The organism is Alteromonas halophila, from assembly GCF_014651815.1.
In the GTDB taxonomy this organism is placed as follows: Bacteria; Pseudomonadota; Gammaproteobacteria; order Enterobacterales; family Alteromonadaceae; genus Alteromonas; species Alteromonas halophila.
This window is the reverse complement of sequence record NZ_BMXP01000003.1, coordinates 142,430-160,878: the sequence shown is the minus strand read 5'-3', so window position 1 is coordinate 160,878 and position 18,449 is coordinate 142,430. Positions and strand designations below refer to the sequence as shown.

Below are 18,449 nucleotides of genomic sequence, written 5' to 3'. Positions count from 1 at the left end.
TCCGTTTTTGTTTTCATAATAGTAAGAGGGTAAGACACATGGTTTTATCTCCTACCGGAAACCGGGTATGAATCACAATGAACGGATTGCCATTTTTGGCTCCAGGGTATTAGAGGACGGAACACCCAGCGGCAGTTTGTTGCGAAGAACGCTGGGAGGGCTTGAAGCAGCAAAAACCATGATGTCTCCGGGATTCTTTGTTACCGGCGGAACATCTGATGAACGCATCCCTACAGAAGCGGCTGTGATGAAAGATGTACTGCTTGAAAATGGTATTGATGCATCAGACATCCTCTGCGATCACGACTCAAAAGACACGCTGGCATCTGTACTGGCACTGCATGCACAGGTCAGTACATCAGAACATATCTTTGTTTGTAGCGATAATTACCACGTTCTCAGAATTGTATTTTTACTGTTTATCCTGGGCCGAAAAGCAACGCCGCTTTGGATTGTGTCAGGTCACACCAAAACGGGGGTTATTAACTGGGCCTACATGTGGGCACGCGAGGTCGTTGCGTCTGTTTATGACGGTGTGGTGCTGGCCTGGCGGCGACTCACGAAAGGAATCAGCACATGAACGATAAAGAAAACGATCCCGCTCCTGCTTTCAACGTGAAAAAGGCCACTTTTTTTGTGGTTGTCGCGCTTATCTTTTTCCTGCTTGCGGCACTGTCTGTGCAGGTCCTGGCGTTTTCCGATAAGGTCACCATTGCGCTGATTGCGCTGAGCATATCGCTCATCCTGTTTGGCTTACTCGACTCAACGTCAAAGGTGACATTAACCGAGATTAATGGCGTAAAGTTAGGCAAGGGGATCAGTCTGACAGGCGCTGCAGGCGGTTTTGTGGTTGTGTTTCTGATGATCAGCGACGATGAGCAGGTTGTGCCACCCCCGACGCCCACCATGGATGCTTTTGATATTGTATTTCATTCGCCATTGTATCTGGAAAGCCAAAACCGGCTGTTCGACAAAGAGAAACTGGTGATTACGCAGGTTGCCCCCATCAACTTTTCGTTGTCGGACTATCCTATCGTGCCGCTGGAAAATGTGGGCAGTGAGTGGGGCAAATACAAAGTTATAGAAAGAAAGCTGGATGCCATCGGCGATAAAATGCACCTTGTCGCTAAACGCAAGGTAACGACCTCGTTTCCCGGCCCGGTTAGTGCTATCCCAACTTTTAACATCTGCTTTCATCGTTCAAACGACCTTGTCATCGGTGCAGAATTTGAGTGTCAGTCAAGGACCTGCACGCTTACCGAGAATGCCAGCAACATCACGCCCTGTGAGTCTGAGTCAGCCAAAGTCAATTCGGACGGATGGGGGCTTTTTTCACGCGCCTATGCGCAATCGGAAGAACGGGGCTGGATCACCCCCTCATTGTCTACGCTGGAAGAAATGAATGAAACTGAGCATATTACCTATGTTGACTTTCATGTCAGTGCATCGGACTTAAGACTGCCGGACAGGGTAAATAATTTTTCGTATGCGTTGTCGGTCAACCACTCTCCTATTTATCTGAATGGCTGGCAGGAGAATGAAACCCGGACTGCCGTCAATCCCAGTATGCGGTTTGAGTTTCAGTTTGGTCTGCAAAATCTCGATTTTTCAGGTAAAGATTTTGGTCAAGAAAATATACACCTGACATTTAAATTTTTCAGCGACGATCAACTGGTAAAAACACACGCCATTTCAAGGAAATATATCGCATTGCGACAGGTTCAGGAAACACAGGTGCAGGCAGAAGATGGCACCGTGTACCGCTGGCGCGGCAACCAGTTCTTCGGTAAAGATGATGGCTATGAAGTGTTTATCTGGTCGTCAGAAAAGCCAGACGAACTGGTGGGGCGAAGAAAGCTGTTTTTTGATGACGAAGATATTACCTATGACACACGCGAAGTCGTCTCGGTAATAAGGCCGCCGCTAAACGAAAATGAAAACTGGGGGCTGGTGGTTGGCCTCAAAGATCAGTTTGGCCGGGTAGAATTTACCTTCAATAAAGAAAAGGCCGATGACATTCTGGCCTGGGCAAAAACGGACCTGCTGGGTAAGCGAACGCGGAAACGCCCCGAGACAGGGCATGATCATCCGCTCATCAAAGCGCCCTACCTGTATGAACTTAAAGGGCATTGATGTGTAAGGGACAATGTCGCTGGTGTCATGGGCAATGCGCCACTTCATTGCCACACCGGCTTTAACATTGAACGCAGTAAGCCATAGTCATCCATGATTGTGGTACCGTCCTGCCAATTCGTGATTTATTTCATTATAAGCCAAAACGCCGGCGCTGCTCCGCAGAGTGCGGACTGATTTGCCTGGGTATCAGGTATCGGTTCAACACTGCCCTGATTTGCCTGACTATTCCTCCACTTTGCCATAAATCAACCGCCAGCCTGCCCGAATCCGGGTGTTTAATAAACCCATCAGCAACGATGTTTGACCCATTGCGCCGGGTCTCTTACCAACCGGGCCCGGCGCTTTTTTTAAGGTGGAGAAAAAGATGAAAACCATGATCAAATCTGCAGCAACACTGGCCATTATCATTACACTGGCCGCGCCGGTTCACGCACAAGACAATGAAGATGACAAATCAGTATTTATAGGTATGGGCTCTGGCGCACTTCTTGGCACGCTTGTCGCTGGCCCGGCAGGTGGCGTCATCGCCGGTATGTTTGGTGCCATGATTGCCAACGATAAGGTGACCGATGAAAAGCTGGAGATGGCGCAGGCGGCACTTCAATCCAGTGAAGATGAGTTATTTGCCATGCGGGATGCGCTGCATCAGATGAAAGAGCAGGCGCGGGTAACACGGGTAGCTTACCAGGAAGAACCTAAAGAGCGGGTACTGGCCATAGAAAGCAGCATCCAGTTTAAGACAGCCTCCGTTAATATTGAAAGCAACTACAATCAGCAGCTTGATCTGATTGCCGACGCACTGACCCGACATAATCAGCTGCAGGTTCGGCTGACCGGGCATGCTGATAACCGGGGGGATGAGAAGTTCAATGAGGCGCTGTCGATGCAACGAGCACTGAATGTAAAACGCTATCTGGTTGAGAAAGGCGTGTCACCGAAGCAAATCCTGACGGTGGCTGTCGGTGAGCGTAACAGTGACGGGGCATCTTATGAAGAAACCTTCTTTGATCGCAAGGTAGTGCTGGAGGTCTCTGGCAGTGGCGAAGTGATGACCGCAAAACGTTAAGGCACAGTCTATAGCGACGAGCGTATCAGAGTATGTCAGGTGGGTTACACCACCTGACATTGCAACGCGCAGTGCGGTACTGACGTTTGCCAACGGCCAGACAGATTCATCAGACAGGTGTTCGATTACTCAACATGCTTGCCGCCGGTCCAGCCGCCTTTGCGCAATACCTTATCCCCCAATGCCCGCGGGCTGTCTTCCAAATCGGTAGCCATTGAATCATTCCAGCGATTTAAAAAACCATACAGGCTGACTGCGCCTAGTATTTCCACAATCTGCCCCTCGTCCCAGTATTGCTTCATACGTGCGACTAGTTGCTCGTCGACCTGATTGGGCACACTGCCGGCTGCCAGTGCATAATCCAGCGCGACACGCTCTCCCTCACTATACAATGGACTTGTCTGGTACTCCCAGACAGCTGCCACTTTTTCATCACTGACACCATGAATACCTGCTGCTATCAGAGAGTGGGCTTCGCAGTACTGACAGCCCGCGGCGCGGCTGGCAAAGTGCGCAATCAGACGTTTAAAGCCTGGGTCGACAGTACTGCCATCCCCCATCACGCCTTTGGTCAGCGCTGCAAACCCTTTCACCATTTCAGGGCGGCGCTGCATGGTAAGCAGGGAGTTTGGGACAAATCCGAGAATATCGATGAATACGGCAAAGTCGTCGGCAAGCTCGGGGCTGGTCTCTACCGGCAACGGTGAAAGGTGTGACATACTGTTCTCCTCAGAGGGTGCGAACACGTCTGTGGCCACTCAGTCGTGCCGAAGTACGTTCGCCCGCTCCTTTATTTATTTGTTATAACAACGCGAATCTTGAATTTACGGCCGTCGGCACGCATTAACACAACCACGGTCTGTTGACCTTAACAGAATAACGGCAACTCTCAACTTACAGGCACAGCATGAAAGCATTAGATATTTCTGGATTGACCAAAACCTATAAAGGTGGCGTGCAGGCATTGAAGGGCGTCGACCTCAGTGTTGAAGAAGGGGACTTTTTCGCACTGCTGGGCCCAAACGGTGCCGGCAAATCCACAACCATCGGTATTGTCAGTTCACTGGTGAATCAGACGGCCGGTAGCGTTACCGTGTGTGGCTATGATCTGAAAAACCAGAAGGAAAAAGCCAAGGCCTGTATTGGTCTGGTGCCTCAGGAATTTAACTTTAACCAGTTCGAAACGGTGATGCAGATCGTGCTGAATCAGGCAGGCTATTATGGTGTGCCCCGTCACGTGGCCAAACAACGAGCTGAAAAGTACCTGGCCCAGCTGGATTTGTGGGGCAAACGACATGCCCGTGCCCGTGAACTCTCTGGCGGCATGAAACGACGCCTGATGATCGCCCGGGCATTGATGCATGAACCCCGTTTACTGATTCTGGATGAGCCGACCGCTGGCGTGGATATAGAAATTCGCCGCTCGATGTGGAAATTTTTGAAGGAAATCAATGAGCAGGGGATCACTATTATCCTCACTACCCACTATCTGGAAGAAGCTGAAATGTTATGCCGCAATATCGCCATCATCAATAAAGGCATCATTGTGGAAAATACCAGTATGAAGTCACTGCTGACTAAACTCAGCATCGAAACCTTTATTCTGGATATTAATGAAACCGGAACGGCGCCCGTCCTCAAGGGCTTTGAATACCGCATGGCTGACTCCCACACACTGGAGGTGGATGTTGAGAAAAAGGAAGGCCTGAATCCGGTCTTCACGCAGCTGTCCGAGCAAGGCATTCAGGTGATGAGTATGCGTAATAAATCAAACCGTCTGGAGGAATTGTTTGTCAGGCTGGTGGAAGAAGACAGCCCGGCGGAGGAGGCGTAAGATGAGTCAGGAGAAAACTGCAGACATGACACACGACAGCGAGCAGCAAAGCTGGTTTAAGCAAAATTACATTGCCCTTCAGACGATCTGGATTAAGGAATGTACCCGCTTTTTGCGCATCTGGGTGCAGACACTGGTACCGCCTGCCATCACCATGAGCCTGTACTTCATTATCTTTGGGAATCTGATCGGTGAGCGTATTGGTCCGATGGACGGTGTTTCGTATATGGAGTTTATTGTTCCGGGCCTGATTATGATGTCCGTGATCACCAATGCTTACTCCAATGTGTCCTCATCATTTTTCAGCGCTAAGTTCCAGCGCAACATCGAAGAACTTCTAATTTCACCCGTGCCGACCTCCGTGATCATTCTGGGGTACGTCGGTGGCGGCGTTGCACGCTCGCTAATCATTGGCGTACTGGTGACGCTGGTTTCGATGTTCTTTGTGGATGTGAATATTCAGCATCCAGTGGTTGTAATCGTAACACTGATTTTGACAGCCACGCTGTTTGCAACGGCGGGCCTGATTAATGCTGTGTTTGCCAAAACCTTTGACGATATCAGCGTGGTGCCTACCTTTGTGCTGACACCGCTGACGTATCTTGGCGGCGTATTCTATTCGCTGAAGCTGCTACCCGATATCTGGCAGGTCGTCAGCCAGGCTAACCCGGTGGTGTATATGGTCAATGGTTTCCGCTTCGGCTTTCTGGGTAAATCAGACGTGGGCATTGATATATCAATGATCTTGCTGGTTGCCTTCAATGCGCTAATGTACGGCATTGCCTATTACCTGTTAAAAACCGGGAAAGGTATCCGAAGCTGATGAGCACCGGCAATTCACGCACCATCAGCACCAATCAGCAAGGGCCACATGACAAGCTGGATGCGCTGGCCCTGCGCTACCAGCAGACCGACAATCAGCGACCCGTAAGCGCCCATACACAGCAGGCGTTTGATGATATTGCTGCATGGGCCACCAGCGGTGATCTCCCTGTGATTCTGGACTCCTGTTGCGGGGTGGGGGAAAGTACCGCGCGGCTGGCGGCCCTGTATCCGGATTGTCGTGTCATAGGCATCGACAAATCTGAAGCGCGCCTGAATAAGCATTCGGAATACGCCGCCGAGCTCGACAACTATCGGATTATCCGCGCCGACGTCAACGATTTCTGGCGACTGGTTGTTGCCGCTGGCTGGCCGGTCAAAAAGCATTACCTGCTGTATCCAAACCCTTATCCCAAGGCGTCACAGATACAGAAGCGCTGGCACGGCTCGCCGGCGATGAAGGCGCTTATGTCGACCTGCGAAAGTATTGAAGTCAGAAGCAACTGGCTGGTGTATCTGCTGGAATTTGCCCAGGCGGCACAACACTATGGGCGGGTGAGTGATATTCAGGAAATTACCGCGTCACAGGCATTTACGCCATTTGAGCGTAAGTACCAGGCCAGTGGGCAGAGCTGCTGGCAACTGGTATGCCGCAGTGAGGAAGCGGACTAGAGACGTTGCTACTGCGCCTGTCAGGGCGCCGCTGAACGTTGCGTATCAGACAGGGTGACGGGACGGGGGCGACTGAACACAAAGCCCTGTGCATAGCGGATGGGAAGTTTCTTAACCCGCGACAGTAGTTGCGGGTTTTCGATATGTTCGGCAATGATGGAAATGCTGCGCATCGTACCCTGTTCAATCAGGTTGTCGACAAACTCTTTGACTTCCGGCTCTTTGTCGTAGTGGTGAATTAGTCCGCCTGCCAGTTTTATTCCGCGTACAGGCAGAGCCAGCAGCCGTTTTATATTGCCCGGTGGCGTCCCTACATTATCAATGAACACGCCCAGGCCGTGGGGAAGAGCCCGTTCAATGAACGTATCCACCGCGTCAGGGTGACGCAGCGCATCCTTGGCGCTGATCTCAACACTCACGCGATCAGGGGTCGGGTAGTCCGACAGAATATCAATGAACTGTTCAAGCAGCCCTGCATCCGTAAGATCGTACTCTCCCAGGTTAATATTCCAGGGCATCGTCAATGACTGAAAGTAGCGTGCCGACTGCAAAAACATACGGGCTGCCAGTTGCTGCACGTTACTTTCGCGTTCCAGCACCTGCAGAAACTGGCTGGGCAGAAACGTCCGGTCGTCACTGGTGACCAGCCTGGCCAGACACTCATACCGGCAGGCCCGTTCAGTCTCCAGATCCATGATTGGCTGAAAATAAGGAACGATATTATCCATTGTCACCTGGCTGCGCGGTGCTTGTGTTGTCATAGTCCTTACAAATCTCATCGTATTTTCCTTAAAGATAGCAGAAGATACGCAGTGGCAAGAGGTTAACGTGGAGACAAGTGGATGTTGAACCAGCACGGCCAGGTTGCAGTTATGCGCCCGCGAAATAGTAGACATTAGACGTATAAATACCCTCATCGGTTGGCGCACTCTTGGCTCAGCGCCTATTCTGGGGTAAAGTTCGCCTCCCTGAAAGCATTGTGTTAAGTTTTCAGCCGGGCTAACGTGGGCGCGATCAGACATAGTCAGCTAACGTTCGTGACGCCAGGGGGCTTTGTCAGAAAGCCGAAATGAACCGTGTGTAGAGGTGTTTAGTGGTAAAGGCTCAAGTTAGTCTGGAGCATATGTATCGGGTCTTCACCAAACCTGAACACCATGACTCCAAGCTTGCACAAATCGAACAGCATTTGTCAGACAACATCCTTGATTTTCTGTCCCAGCATGTGGTGACAAAGAAAACCTCGCTGGAGGAAATCGAACAGGATTTTTCTGATTCCCGCGTGCCAGAGTCTCCGGAGTTTGTCTCGTCGCATGCCGAATCGTTACTGGATAAGCTGGTTGCGCATTCGGTTAACACCTACTCGCCTACGTTTATCGGGCATATGACCTCGGCGTTACCGTATTTTCATTTACCGCTGGCTAAGCTGTTGGTGGGACTTAATCAGAACCTGGTCAAAATAGAAACCTCCAAAGCCTTTACGCCGCTTGAGCGTCAGGTGCTTGGAATGATGCATAATCTGGTTTATGACGAGTCCGATGCCTTTTACGAGCAGCACCTGCACAGTGCCCGGCATGCACTGGGCGCGTTTTGTTCCGGCGGTACAGTCGCCAATATCACCGCACTGTGGGTTGCCCGAAATAAAATACTGGGTCCTCAGCCAGGCTTTGCTGGCGTTGCCCGCGCAGGCTTAAATGCGGCGTACCAGCACTACGGCATCAATAACCTGGGTGTTATGTGCTCGCGTCGCGGTCACTATTCGCTGTCGAAGGCAGTCGATGTACTGGGTATTGGCCGTGAGCAGCTTATTACTCTGCCGTGTCCGGATCAGACTCTGGATCCGGCCATGGCGCTTGAAGCAGGTAAACGGTACCAGCAAGCGGGGAATAAGTTACTGGCTATCGTTGGCGTCGGTGGTACGACGGAAACCGGGCATGTCGATCCGCTGGACGAGCTGGCAGATGTCGCTAAAGAGCTGGGTTGCTGGTTCCATGTTGATGGCGCCTGGGGCGGCGCAACGCTGTTTTCTTCTACGTATCGTAAACGCCTTAAGGGCGTCGAGCGCGCAGATTCTGTCACCATTGATGCCCATAAGCAGATGTATGTGCCAATGGGGGCGGGCATGGCACTGTTTAAGAACCCGGAAGATGCGAATGCAGTGCGTCATCATGCACAGTACATTTTGCGTGAGGGCTCGAAGGATCTCGGGGCGACAACACTGGAAGGCTCTCGTAACGGTATGGCTATGATGGTGTATGCGTCGCTGCATATTTTTGGCCGCCGCGGCTACGAATTGCTTATTGATCAGAGCATCGAGAAAGCCAGTACCTTTGCAGATATGATTGATCGGCATCCGGATTTTGAGCTGGTCACCTCACCCACATTGTCGCTGTTAACCTACCGGGTCTGTCCGGCTGCCGTGCAAAACAAACTGGCGCAGGCAAGCGACGAAGAAAGACGGATCATCAACGAAAAACTTGACCGGCTGGTCGTCAAAGTACAGAAACAGCAACGGGAAGCGGGTAAATCGTTCGTTTCTCGGACACGCCTGGAAGCGCCGCGCTATCCGGATTACTCCATGACGGTCTTTCGCGTGGTACTGGCCAATCCGTTAACCACCCATAATGACCTGGCTGCAATCCTGGCTGAGCAACATCTTATTGCCACCACACAACCGCTGTGGCAGCAACTCTGTGAGCTGGTGGATTCGGATACTGAAACAGCCGCTGCGTCTGGATAAGTAAGGCGTCTCTTACTTTTTACTTTTTACTTCTTACTTCTTAATTTTCACTTCTGAAGTGGATAGCACTCGCTTGCTAAACAGACACCTCAATATTATCAATCAGTCGGGTGGTGCCTAAAAAGGCGGCTATCAGGATCACCAGAGAGGTGTCGTTGGCAGCAGGGGCGGTCAGTGTATCGGCATTGAGCACTTCAATGTAATCAGGCCGGAACCCTGCGTCTCTCAGGGTGTTAGTGTGTGATGCAATCAGTGCCGGATAGTCTCGCTCGCCTGCCTCAATATCGGCTTTCAGCGCGCACATCACCGCATACAGTGTCGGCGCCACCTGCATCTCGTTTTCACTGAGGTAGCCATTACGGGAACTCAGTGCCAGGCCTGAATCGGCGCGCTGGGTCGGTACACCATGGATCTGAATATCCATGGACAGATCCATCGCCATCATTTTGATGACTTTAAGCTGCTGATAATCCTTTTTACCAAAAAAGGCATGATCAGGCGCGACCATATTAAACAGCTTGCAGACCACCGTAGCGACGCCGCGAAAGTGCCCCGGGCGGCTCGCGCCACACACCACATCAGACAACCCCGGTACTTCTACAATAGTTTGCTGCGCCAGTCCACGCGGGTACATCGCCTTCACGCTTGGTAGAAATAACGCATCAGCGCCGTGGTCAGTCAGGTGTTGTTTGTCTTCAGGCAGTGTACGCGGGTACGTGGCCAAATCTTCATTTTCACCAAACTGCATGGGATTAACAAAGATACTGGCAATCACTACATCACAGTGGCGACGGGCTTCGTCGATCAGGGTCAGGTGCCCGTGATGCAGATTGCCCATGGTTGGCACAAAGCCGATGGTTTTACCCTGCTCACGCCAGGCCTTGGTTTGCGCGCGAAGCGCATCAATAGATTCGATAACCTGCATAGTGTTACTTGTTACTCAAAACTGTGGGCATCGGAGGGGAAGTCACCGGCGTGGACATCATCAATATAGCGTTTTACTGCGTCGCGCAGGGTGCCGCCGTCTGCCATGTAATTCTTAGAAAATTTTGGCATATAGTTCGCGCTAATGCCGAACATATCATGCATCACCAGGATCTGACCATCGGTAAAGCGTCCGGCGCCGATACCAATGACCGGAATGGACAGCGCACTGGTCACCCGGGTAGCCAGCTCGGTTGGTACGCATTCCAGCACCAGTAACTGAATGCCCGCCGCTTCCAGCGCCAGGGCTTCATCGATTAGTTGCTGGGCTTTGTCTTTCTCGCGGCCCTGTACTTTAAAGCCGCCAAACACATGCACCGATTGTGGGGTAAGCCCAAGATGACCGCAGACCGGTACGCCGCGTTGTACCAGACCTGTCACCGTATCGCACAGCCAGCGGCCGCCTTCAATTTTGACCATGCTGGCACCCGCAGCCATTAGCTGCGCGGCATTCTGGTAACTGTCCTGTGCGCTGGCGTAACTCATAAACGGCATGTCAGCGATAACAAACGCACGCTCAGTGCCGCGTCGTACGGCGCGGGTGTGATAGGCAATATCCGCCACGGTGACCTGCAAGGTATCATCCTGACCATTCAGCACCATACCCAGTGAATCACCGACCAGCAGTACATCAATGCCCTGTTCATCAAACATCATCGCAAAGCTGGCATCATAGGCCGTCAGTGCTGTAATTTTCTGATTGTTCTGCTTTTGTTTCTGCAGGGCTGAGATCGTGACCTTTTTCATGTTCCCGTCCTTTACGCACAAGTCTGATGGCGAACTATACGGATTTTTACACTAATTGGAAGGCGGCAGGCGGCGAAGACCGTCTAGATTGCACCGGGCCACCCACTGAGCAAGGGGTTTGCCGTCATGCATGATCATACTGGGCGCAATTTCGAACAGGGGCACCAGTACGAATTCCCGTTCACTCATGCCGTAATGCGGGACGGTCAGTGTGGGCGTATCGATGGTTTGACTGCCAAATAGCAGAATGTCTAAATCAAGTGTGCGTGCCCCCCAGCGTTCAGACTTACGTTTGCGACCCTGAGTGTTTTCGATCTTCTGCAGTTCACCCAGAAACGCCTCAGGTTGATAGCCTGTTTCAAGCAGACAGACTGCGTTCACAAAATCAGGCTGATCCTGCGGGCCCATAGGCTTGCTGGCATACAGCGAGGACCGGCTAAGCACGCGGGTATCATCAAGTTGATCCAGTGCTTCTAAAGCCCGGGCAATCTGCGCCTGTGGGGCATCCAGATTACTGCCAAGGCCAATGTAGACATGCTCTTTATTCATTGCCGTTGTTGCTCTTTGCGCGGCGGCGTCGCCGGCGGGGCTTCTGGCTGCCTTCTTTGCGGCGCAGCGAATTTACCATGCCCTTTTGCTTACCCGGATCGGCATGCTGAAACACACTCCACCAGTCGGCTAATTCGAGCAAGTCGCCGCCTTCGGTCTGCCCCCGCACGAGCAGAAAGTCAAAGCCAGCACGGAACTTAGGGTGAGTAAGCAACTGGTAAGCCCGGCGGCCAAAACGCTTAGGCAGGCGTTGCTGCAGGATCCAGATATCGCGGATGACGGTTGAGAACCGCTTAGGGATCATAATGCGCTGGGTCTGGCGGCTGATAACTTCGCCACAGGCAATATTAAAGGCATCATGATTATTAAGCCCGGATTCGGCCTGAAGCTTCTGGGTATGCTCCTCAAGCGGATACCAGAGCAGCGCCGCATACAGGAAGGCCGGTGTCACACGCTGATTAGTATTTATACGCTCATCGGTATTTTGCAAGACTTTGCGAATGAACTGCATTTCCCGGCTGTTATCGTCTTTTATAAATGGCACAAGCTGCGGAAACAGCAATTGCACCAGTCCGTATTCGCGCAGCAGCATAAAGGTGGCGTCACCCTGGCCGCTGAGAAACAGTTTCAGCGTTTCCTCGAACAAACGTGCGGGCGGAATATCGGCCAGGCGGCCCGCCAGTTCGTAAATGGGGGCGGCAGTATCCGGGTGGATGTCCATTGACAGCTTGACGGCAAAACGCACCGCCCGCAGCATCCGTACCGGATCTTCGCTGTAGCGGGTGGCGGGGTCGCCAATCAGTCTGACTTCGCGCTTTTCGATAGATTTGAGGCCATCGGCAAAATCGCGGATGGCAAAGTCGGCCACGCTGTAATACATGGCGTTAAAGGTGAAGTCGCGGCGCTGTGCATCTTCTTCAATCGACCCAAACACATTATCGCGAACCAGCATACCGGATTCAGACTGCTTGCCTGCCGGCTTGCTGTCATCCTCACCGCCCTCAGCGTGATGGCCACGGAAGGTGGCAACTTCAATGACCTCACGGCCGAAGACGATATGCGCGAGACGAAAGCGCCGACCAATCAACCGGCAGTTTTTAAAGGTTGCCTTGATTTGCTCTGGCGTGGCATTGGTGGCGACGTCAAAGTCTTTGGGCTTAAGGCCCATCATCAAATCGCGTACACAGCCACCCACCAGGTAAGATTCAAAGCCGGCACTATTGAGCCGGTATAATACCTTGAGCGCATTGGGACTAATGTCGTCACGGGAGATATCGTGCCCGGCACGGGGGATCACCGTCGCCGTTAACGCCTCAGATGATTTATCTTTGCTGAAGGCACCCCGGACGGTTTTTAGCACGCGATTAATGATGATGATGTCTCCCTGAGAAATTAAGGCCCGCTATAATAAGTGGATTCGTGCTGATCGACAATGATTTCAGGTTGTTTTGCGACCTTTTTCCTGTCCCAGCCATCAGCAGCATGGTGTAAAAGTGTTTCTGGTGACAGCCCCTGCCAGCCATCTTCTACCTGCTGCCCGAGGAAGCGGAGTGCCCGTATCAGGTTATCGGCAGGAACCGATGTATCCAGCGGCGCTGCGTGATTCTGCTTACTCAGCTTGCGGCCAGGCGCGACACTTGCTACCGGCACATGGGCGTATGCGGGGGGCGGCGCATCAAGCAATGCATACATATTCAGGTGGGTCAGCGTTGTGGGCAGTAAGTCGCTGCCTCTGACGATGTGGGTGACCTGTTGTGCAATATCATCCATCACCACCACCAGGTTATAGGCATAGAGGCCGTCCCGGCGATGGACAATGGTATCTTCCAGTGGTGGCAGGCTTCCAGCTGGGCTACTTAGTGACTGATGACCGAGGATTTCATCGTCAAACGCTGTAACTTGTACTGGCAACCTCACCCGCAGTGCCGCATTGCTGGGGCCTAACTGCAAATGCCGGCAGGTGCCAGGATAAACGCCGCCCGCTGCTTTAACCTGCTTGCGTGTACAGCGACAATAATAGGCACGGCCAGAGGTCAGCAAATCTTCAATGGTTTGCTGGTAACGGGCATGCTGACGAGACTGGTACATTACCTCACCGTCCCAGTGCAGTCCGTGGCATTCAAGCGCATTCAGAATAGCGGTATCCATGCCCGGCACGCAGCGCGGCGTATCAATGTCTTCCATACGCACCAGCCAGGTGCCCTGACTGGCTTTGGCATCCAGGTAGCTGGCAAGGGCGGCGATCAGTGAGCCGAAGTGTAAATGACCAGAAGGAGAGGGCGCGAAACGGCCAGTGTAACGACGTGATTCAGCCATCGTTTTGCAGGCTGCAGGTAATCATAGGTATGGTCTTCAAACCATACCCTGACAAAAGGCCAGCTTCGGGATTAACCCTGAAGCTGCTTTTCTTTGATTTCGGCCATGGTTTTGCAGTCGATGCACAAATCAGCCGTAGGACGAGCTTCCAGGCGACGAATGCCAATTTCAATGCCGCACTGATCACAAAAACCAAAGTCATCCTCTTCAATGCGCTTCAGCGTTTTTTCTATCTTTTTGATGAGCTTGCGTTCACGGTCGCGAGTACGCAATTCAAGGCTGAATTCTTCTTCCTGTGCGGCACGGTCGACCGGATCAGGAAAGTTAGCCGCTTCGTCTTTCATGTGGGTCACGGTACGGTCTACTTCTTCACGAAGCTGATTGCGCCACGCTTTAAGCAACAACCGGAAATGCTCCGTTTGTGCTTCATTCATGTACTCTTCGTCAGCGCCAGGCTGGTACGGCTGTAAGCCTGCCAGTGCTAACAGTCCAAGGGATTTAGGTTCATTTCCTGTTGGCATGTGCCACATCTCCTACACTACGACATCCACAATGTCCTGAATGAATCGATGATATATAGCAGAATCGGTCATATCAGGCAACGAAAGTGTCTTTGAGCGTTTTCTTTAGCAGTACAGCAATGCGGACACTTCACAATGAAGGCCGAATTGCCGGCTTCCCTGTCAGAGTGAAAACCTCTGACAACGCAGAACAACGCGCAAATATGACTCCCTTAATTTAAAAATCAACCTGTTTTTTAAATTTTGAGCGGGAGTGACTGATTTACTTCTATTTTTTCTTTTGTGATTTCACACCCAAGCGCAACAAGGGTCACGCCCGCGTGCAGAGCACCATTTACGGCACGGGCGTAATTCGGATCAATATCGCGAGCGACGCTGACCGACTGTACAGCAGTATGCTGCACACAGAACAGCAGCATGGTCGGCACGCCCTGCGCCGCCAGTGCGGCAAGCTCTTCACAGTGTTTTGCGCCCCGGGCAGTGACAGCGTCGGGAAAATAGCCGGCATTACCACGCGCCAGGGTCACCGACTTCACTTCTGCAAACCGTACATCGCCCTCCTGATAAAGTGCAAAGTCAAACCGGCTGTTACTACCCGGCGGGGTGACTTCGCGCTTGTAGGTATCAAAATTGCGCAGGCCGTCAGCGTCAATCATGCGATTCTTTAGCGCCTCTTCGACGAGTTTGTTAGCATTATGCGTATTGACGCCTATGTAGTGATCCTCATGAGTTTGCGCCAGCTCCCAGGTATAACGCAGTTTGCGCTTCGGATTATCTGCGGGACTGAGGTAGACCCGGTAACCGGGTTCGGCGCAGCCCGTCATGGCACCGGTGTTCGGACAATGGGCGGTAACTACGTCACCATCGTCTAGGCGCACATCGGCGAAAAAGCGTTTGTAGCGTTTGATTAACGTGCCGGGGATAAGAGGGGAACTGAACTGCATAGTGACTCATCCGTAAAATAGCTAAGTCTATCAAGTGAGGAATAAAAAGCATGAGTGATTTTACTGTCGCATTGTCCACGGCACCTGCTGCACCAGCCTGGGGAGAAAACACCCGGCTTAGTTTCAGTGAAACGGGCGCGACAATTCACCTGAGTGAAGATGCAGCGCCTGAACGAATTGTTCAGCAAGCTGCCCGTAAGTTGGATGACTTAAGCCTGCGCGCTGTCGCACTTACCGGCGAGTGGAGCAAATCATTGCAGTGGGCGTTCGCGTTAAGCTACACCCGTGCACGCAATCCCGGCAGTATTATCTGGGCCGATAACGAGGATGCTGACGATTTGGCCCGCGAGTACAGTGCACTGTTGTTTACCCGCAAACTGGTGAATGACTCGCCGGAAGACTTATCCCCTGAGACCTTATCGATGCGCGCGGCTAGCTGGCTAAAAGAACTTGGCGGCGACAACGTCTCCTATACCATTACCAGCGGCGAAGCGCTAAACGAGGCGGGCTGGATTGGTATTTACAATGTAGGACGAGGCAGTGAGCGCCCGCCAGCTATGCTTGAGCTGGACTATAACCCCACCGGTAACGCCGATGCACCGGTCGACGCGGTACTGGTGGGTAAAGGCATCACCTTTGATAGTGGTGGTTACAGCATTAAGTCCAGTGAGGGCATGCTAACCATGAAGTGTGATATGGGTGGAGCGGCCACGGTCACCGGCTCGCTGGGCCTGGCGATATCACAGAACCTGCAAAAACGGGTTAAACTGATCCTGTGCTGTGCGGAAAACCTCATTAGCGGTCACGCTTATAAGCTGGGCGATGTGCTGACCTATAAAAACGGAACCACGGTAGAAGTCGTCAATACCGATGCAGAAGGCCGGCTGGTACTGGCCGATGGACTGATGGCGGCGACGGAAACCGGCGCCCCGTTGATTATCGATGCAGCCACGTTAACCGGAGCCGCGTCGGTGGCAGTTGGGCCAGACTACCATGCGGTGTTTTCGATGGATGCGCAGGCCCGCGAGAAAATGCTTAGCTGTGCCAGCGCGGAATACGAGCGCTTCTGGCCGTTACCCCTGGAGCCTTTTCACAAAGACCGGTGTCCGTCCCCGTTTGCCGATACAGCGAACAGCCGCCCAATGAAAGGCGGTGGTGCCGGTGGCGCATCGAATGCCGCGGGCTTTCTGGCGCGGTTTGTTAACCCCCAGGGCAAAGGCTGGATCCATCTGGATCTGGCGGCAGCCTATAACGGCTCAGCCACATCTGAAATGCCGGTAGGCGCGTCCGGTATTGGCATAAAGTCGGTAGCCAGAATGTTGCACGAGTTTTAGCTAAAATAGTAAAGCCCAGTGGTTGTGCCGCTGGGCTTTTCCACTGTATTGCGGCGCTGCGGTTACAGACCGCCCAAGCGTTCCGCCAGTTTTTTATAGCGTTCTACATCATCACTATCAAACAACGGATTCCCCGCCTCGTCTTTATCTTTGGACACCAGCAAACTTTCACGCTCCAAACGCTCAATGCGAATATCCTGAACATTGAGGTACTCGGCCACCTCGCTTACCGTCATAAGACTCATTGTTATTATCCTCCTGTTAGCGATAGTAAAATCTAATGGTAAATGCGACAATTTACTAATGTTTTTTGGTTAATCTCTGTCCGGTGCGTGCTTGCATTTCGCATTTCACCCCGCAAAAGGCAAGGCAAAAGCGCATTTCTCGGCAAGGCGGGGAGTTGTAGTGCTTCGCTCCGCAGAAGGGGGCTGGTAGCCGGGGCGCAACCTTCCGTCGCATGGAAGCGGCGGCAGAGTCCCCAGAGATGGGTTTACGACGTGTTGCGCACTGGCTACAAGCCCCCTCACGAGGCTGTAACGCTACTAGCTGCAAAACTGGAATAACTAGAAGAGTAGAGAAAAATGGATACCTGGTCAGCAGCGGTGATGCTGTTTTTAATTATGGATCCGCTGGGCAACTTGCCGGTCTTTATGTCGGTGCTCAAATCCATTGAGCCTAAGCGGCGGCAAATTATTTTGCTGCGCGAGCTGTTGTTTGCGCTGGCAATTCTGTTCACCTTTTTGTTCAGCGGGCAGTCGGTACTGGATTTTCTGAATGTTGAGCAGGAAACCGTGAGTATAGCCGGCGGTATCATTCTGTTTCTGATCGCGCTGCGTATGATTTTTCCGCAGTCGGGCAGTGTCAGTGGCCTTGCGGTAGGCGAAGAGCCGTTTCTGGTGCCTCTGGCGATACCGATGATCGCGGGGCCGTCAACGCTGGCGGCGCTGATCCTGCTGGCAAACCAAAACCCTGACCGCATGACAGACTGGTCGCTGGCGCTGGGGGTGGCATGGTTAATCAGTGCCGTGATCCTGATGTTTTCAAATCTGTTTCATCGCCTGCTGGGTGAACGCGGGCTCATCGCTATGGAACGTCTGATGGGCATGATCCTGGTGATGATTTCTATTCAGATGCTGCTGGACGGCGCGACGCAATATTTTCTACACGCTGCAGAGGCTGCACAATGAGCAATAACAAACTCAATACGTTTGCCCGGGTCAGGGCACTTAAAGACTGGCGGGCCGTGACATTCAGCGCCGCATTGCTGGAGCGGATGCTGCCTAACTACCTGCTGTTTTGCGAGCTGACCGGCTTCGACGATGGCAAGGCCTGCCGAACGTGTCTGGATTTAATCTGGGAATCGGTATCCGCCCCTAAAAGTAAGATTAATTTTGCGGTACAACTGGAAAAGGTGGAAACGGCTACGCCGGATACCGCCGATTTTGACAACTATGGCGTGTATCCGGCCATTGATGCGGCAATTGCACTGGCGGCGACCATTAATCTTATCACCGGCGAGGACACGCAAGGCGCCGTGGTCACCAGTAAGCTCTCGCAGGGCAGTGTGGAAGCGTATTTGCTGGCCAATGGAGAAGCCGATGACGCCAGCGTTAAACATCATCCACTGATGGAGTTTGAAGTTGAGGTTCAGCAGGCATTGCTGGATGAGCTTGAGCGTGATGCCGCGCGGGCCAAAGTCATCGCCAATGCCAGACACATCGCCCTGGAAGCCGGTATTTCTAATATCGGGCTAGCGCTTAACGATGACTAAAGCGGCGTTGTTACAG

Annotated in this window: 20 protein-coding genes; 10 read left to right on the top strand and 10 right to left on the bottom strand. The window is 52.4% G+C overall.

Going from position 1 to position 18,449, the window contains the following annotated elements; translation table 11 throughout:
* Positions 1-67 precede the first annotated feature (67 nt).
* The 3 genes from IE054_RS07825 (at position 68) to pdsO (ending at position 3,202) form a co-directional block, all read left to right on the top strand.
* A complete protein-coding gene (locus IE054_RS07825) occupies positions 68-580 on the top strand; it encodes a YdcF family protein (protein WP_189405068.1) in 513 nt (170 codons plus the stop codon).
* Positions 577-2,133, top strand: coding sequence for a hypothetical protein (locus IE054_RS07820; RefSeq protein ID WP_189405067.1), 1,557 nt, complete (start codon positions 577-579; stop codon positions 2,131-2,133). Before IE054_RS07825 ends, IE054_RS07820 begins: the two co-directional genes overlap by 4 nt.
* Positions 2,134-2,509: 376 nt before the next feature.
* Entirely contained in the window at positions 2,510-3,202 is a 693-nt protein-coding gene (gene pdsO, locus IE054_RS07815) for a sortase-associated OmpA-like protein PdsO (RefSeq protein WP_189405064.1), read from the top strand.
* Between the two features lie 125 nt (positions 3,203-3,327).
* Here the strand turns inward: pdsO and IE054_RS07810 are convergent, their stop codons facing one another.
* Complete coding sequence (locus IE054_RS07810) at positions 3,328-3,921, bottom strand: carboxymuconolactone decarboxylase family protein (protein ID WP_189405062.1); 594 nt, start codon at positions 3,919-3,921, stop codon at positions 3,328-3,330.
* A gap of 188 nt (positions 3,922-4,109) precedes the next feature.
* Here IE054_RS07810 and IE054_RS07805 point away from each other — a divergent pair, with 188 nt between their 5' ends.
* From IE054_RS07805 to trmB, 3 genes are read left to right on the top strand one after another with little or no spacing between them, the layout of a single operon-like run.
* On the top strand, positions 4,110-5,036 hold the full coding sequence (locus IE054_RS07805) for an ABC transporter ATP-binding protein (protein WP_189405057.1): 927 nt from the start codon (positions 4,110-4,112) through the stop codon (positions 5,034-5,036).
* A gap of 25 nt (positions 5,037-5,061) precedes the next feature.
* Positions 5,062-5,859, top strand: a complete 798-nt coding sequence (locus tag IE054_RS07800) for an ABC transporter permease (protein WP_189405763.1) — start codon at positions 5,062-5,064, stop codon at positions 5,857-5,859.
* Positions 5,859-6,530, top strand: coding sequence for a tRNA (guanine(46)-N(7))-methyltransferase TrmB (gene trmB, locus IE054_RS07795; RefSeq protein ID WP_189405055.1), 672 nt, complete (start codon positions 5,859-5,861; stop codon positions 6,528-6,530). Before IE054_RS07800 ends, trmB begins: the two co-directional genes overlap by 1 nt.
* Before the next feature lie 20 nt (positions 6,531-6,550).
* Here trmB and IE054_RS07790 read toward each other — a convergent pair whose 3' ends face one another.
* On the bottom strand, positions 6,551-7,309 hold the full coding sequence (locus tag IE054_RS07790; RefSeq protein ID WP_229805038.1) for an EAL domain-containing protein: 759 nt from the start codon (positions 7,307-7,309) through the stop codon (positions 6,551-6,553).
* Between the two features lie 314 nt (positions 7,310-7,623).
* On the opposite strand from IE054_RS07790, the gene panP reads away from it, so the two are divergent.
* The gene (gene panP / locus IE054_RS07785; protein WP_189405053.1) at positions 7,624-9,267 is read left to right on the top strand and encodes a pyridoxal-dependent aspartate 1-decarboxylase PanP; all 1,644 of its coding nucleotides are present in this window, start codon (positions 7,624-7,626) and stop codon (positions 9,265-9,267) included.
* A 76-nt stretch (positions 9,268-9,343) separates the two neighbouring features.
* On the opposite strand, the gene panC is transcribed toward panP, so the two are convergent.
* The 7 genes from panC to sfsA all read right to left on the bottom strand — a co-directional run bounded on the left by panC (position 9,344) and on the right by sfsA (position 15,328).
* Complete coding sequence (gene panC, locus IE054_RS07780) at positions 9,344-10,192, bottom strand: pantoate--beta-alanine ligase (protein WP_189405051.1); 849 nt, start codon at positions 10,190-10,192, stop codon at positions 9,344-9,346.
* Positions 10,193-10,203: 11 nt separating this feature from the next.
* A complete protein-coding gene (gene panB / locus IE054_RS07775) occupies positions 10,204-10,998 on the bottom strand; it encodes a 3-methyl-2-oxobutanoate hydroxymethyltransferase (RefSeq protein WP_189405046.1) in 795 nt (264 codons plus the stop codon).
* 51 nt (positions 10,999-11,049) lie between these two features.
* Positions 11,050-11,547: a 2-amino-4-hydroxy-6-hydroxymethyldihydropteridine diphosphokinase gene (gene folK / locus IE054_RS07770; protein ID WP_189405045.1), complete on the bottom strand. Its 498-nt coding sequence runs from the start codon at positions 11,545-11,547 to the stop codon at positions 11,050-11,052.
* Complete coding sequence (gene pcnB / locus IE054_RS07765) at positions 11,540-12,841, bottom strand: polynucleotide adenylyltransferase PcnB (RefSeq protein WP_189405759.1); 1,302 nt, start codon at positions 12,839-12,841, stop codon at positions 11,540-11,542. The genes folK and pcnB overlap by 8 nt, the downstream gene beginning before the upstream one ends.
* Before the next feature lie 98 nt (positions 12,842-12,939).
* Positions 12,940-13,863, bottom strand: a complete 924-nt coding sequence (gene gluQRS, locus IE054_RS07760) for a tRNA glutamyl-Q(34) synthetase GluQRS (RefSeq protein ID WP_189405044.1) — start codon at positions 13,861-13,863, stop codon at positions 12,940-12,942.
* Positions 13,864-13,934: 71 nt separating this feature from the next.
* On the bottom strand, positions 13,935-14,384 hold the full coding sequence (dksA, locus tag IE054_RS07755; RefSeq protein ID WP_189405041.1) for an RNA polymerase-binding protein DksA: 450 nt from the start codon (positions 14,382-14,384) through the stop codon (positions 13,935-13,937).
* Between the two features lie 236 nt (positions 14,385-14,620).
* On the bottom strand, positions 14,621-15,328 hold the full coding sequence (gene sfsA, locus IE054_RS07750) for a DNA/RNA nuclease SfsA (protein WP_189405040.1): 708 nt from the start codon (positions 15,326-15,328) through the stop codon (positions 14,621-14,623).
* 50 nt (positions 15,329-15,378) lie between these two features.
* Here sfsA and pepB point away from each other — a divergent pair, with 50 nt between their 5' ends.
* Positions 15,379-16,662 carry an aminopeptidase PepB gene (gene pepB / locus IE054_RS07745; protein ID WP_189405037.1) on the top strand — a complete coding sequence of 428 codons (1,284 nt, stop codon included), beginning with the start codon at positions 15,379-15,381 and terminating at the stop codon, positions 16,660-16,662.
* Positions 16,663-16,724: 62 nt separating this feature from the next.
* Here the strand turns inward: pepB and IE054_RS07740 are convergent, their stop codons facing one another.
* Positions 16,725-16,907 (bottom strand): MerR family transcriptional regulator, encoded by a 183-nt coding sequence (locus IE054_RS07740; protein ID WP_189405035.1) that lies wholly within the window; start codon positions 16,905-16,907, stop codon positions 16,725-16,727.
* Positions 16,908-17,243: 336 nt separating this feature from the next.
* On the opposite strand from IE054_RS07740, the gene IE054_RS07735 reads away from it, so the two are divergent.
* Positions 17,244-17,849 (top strand): YhgN family NAAT transporter, encoded by a 606-nt coding sequence (locus tag IE054_RS07735; RefSeq protein ID WP_189405033.1) that lies wholly within the window; start codon positions 17,244-17,246, stop codon positions 17,847-17,849.
* Positions 17,846-18,433, top strand: a complete 588-nt coding sequence (locus IE054_RS07730) for a YjaG family protein (protein ID WP_189405031.1) — start codon at positions 17,846-17,848, stop codon at positions 18,431-18,433. Before IE054_RS07735 ends, IE054_RS07730 begins: the two co-directional genes overlap by 4 nt.
* Positions 18,434-18,449 lie beyond the last annotated feature (16 nt).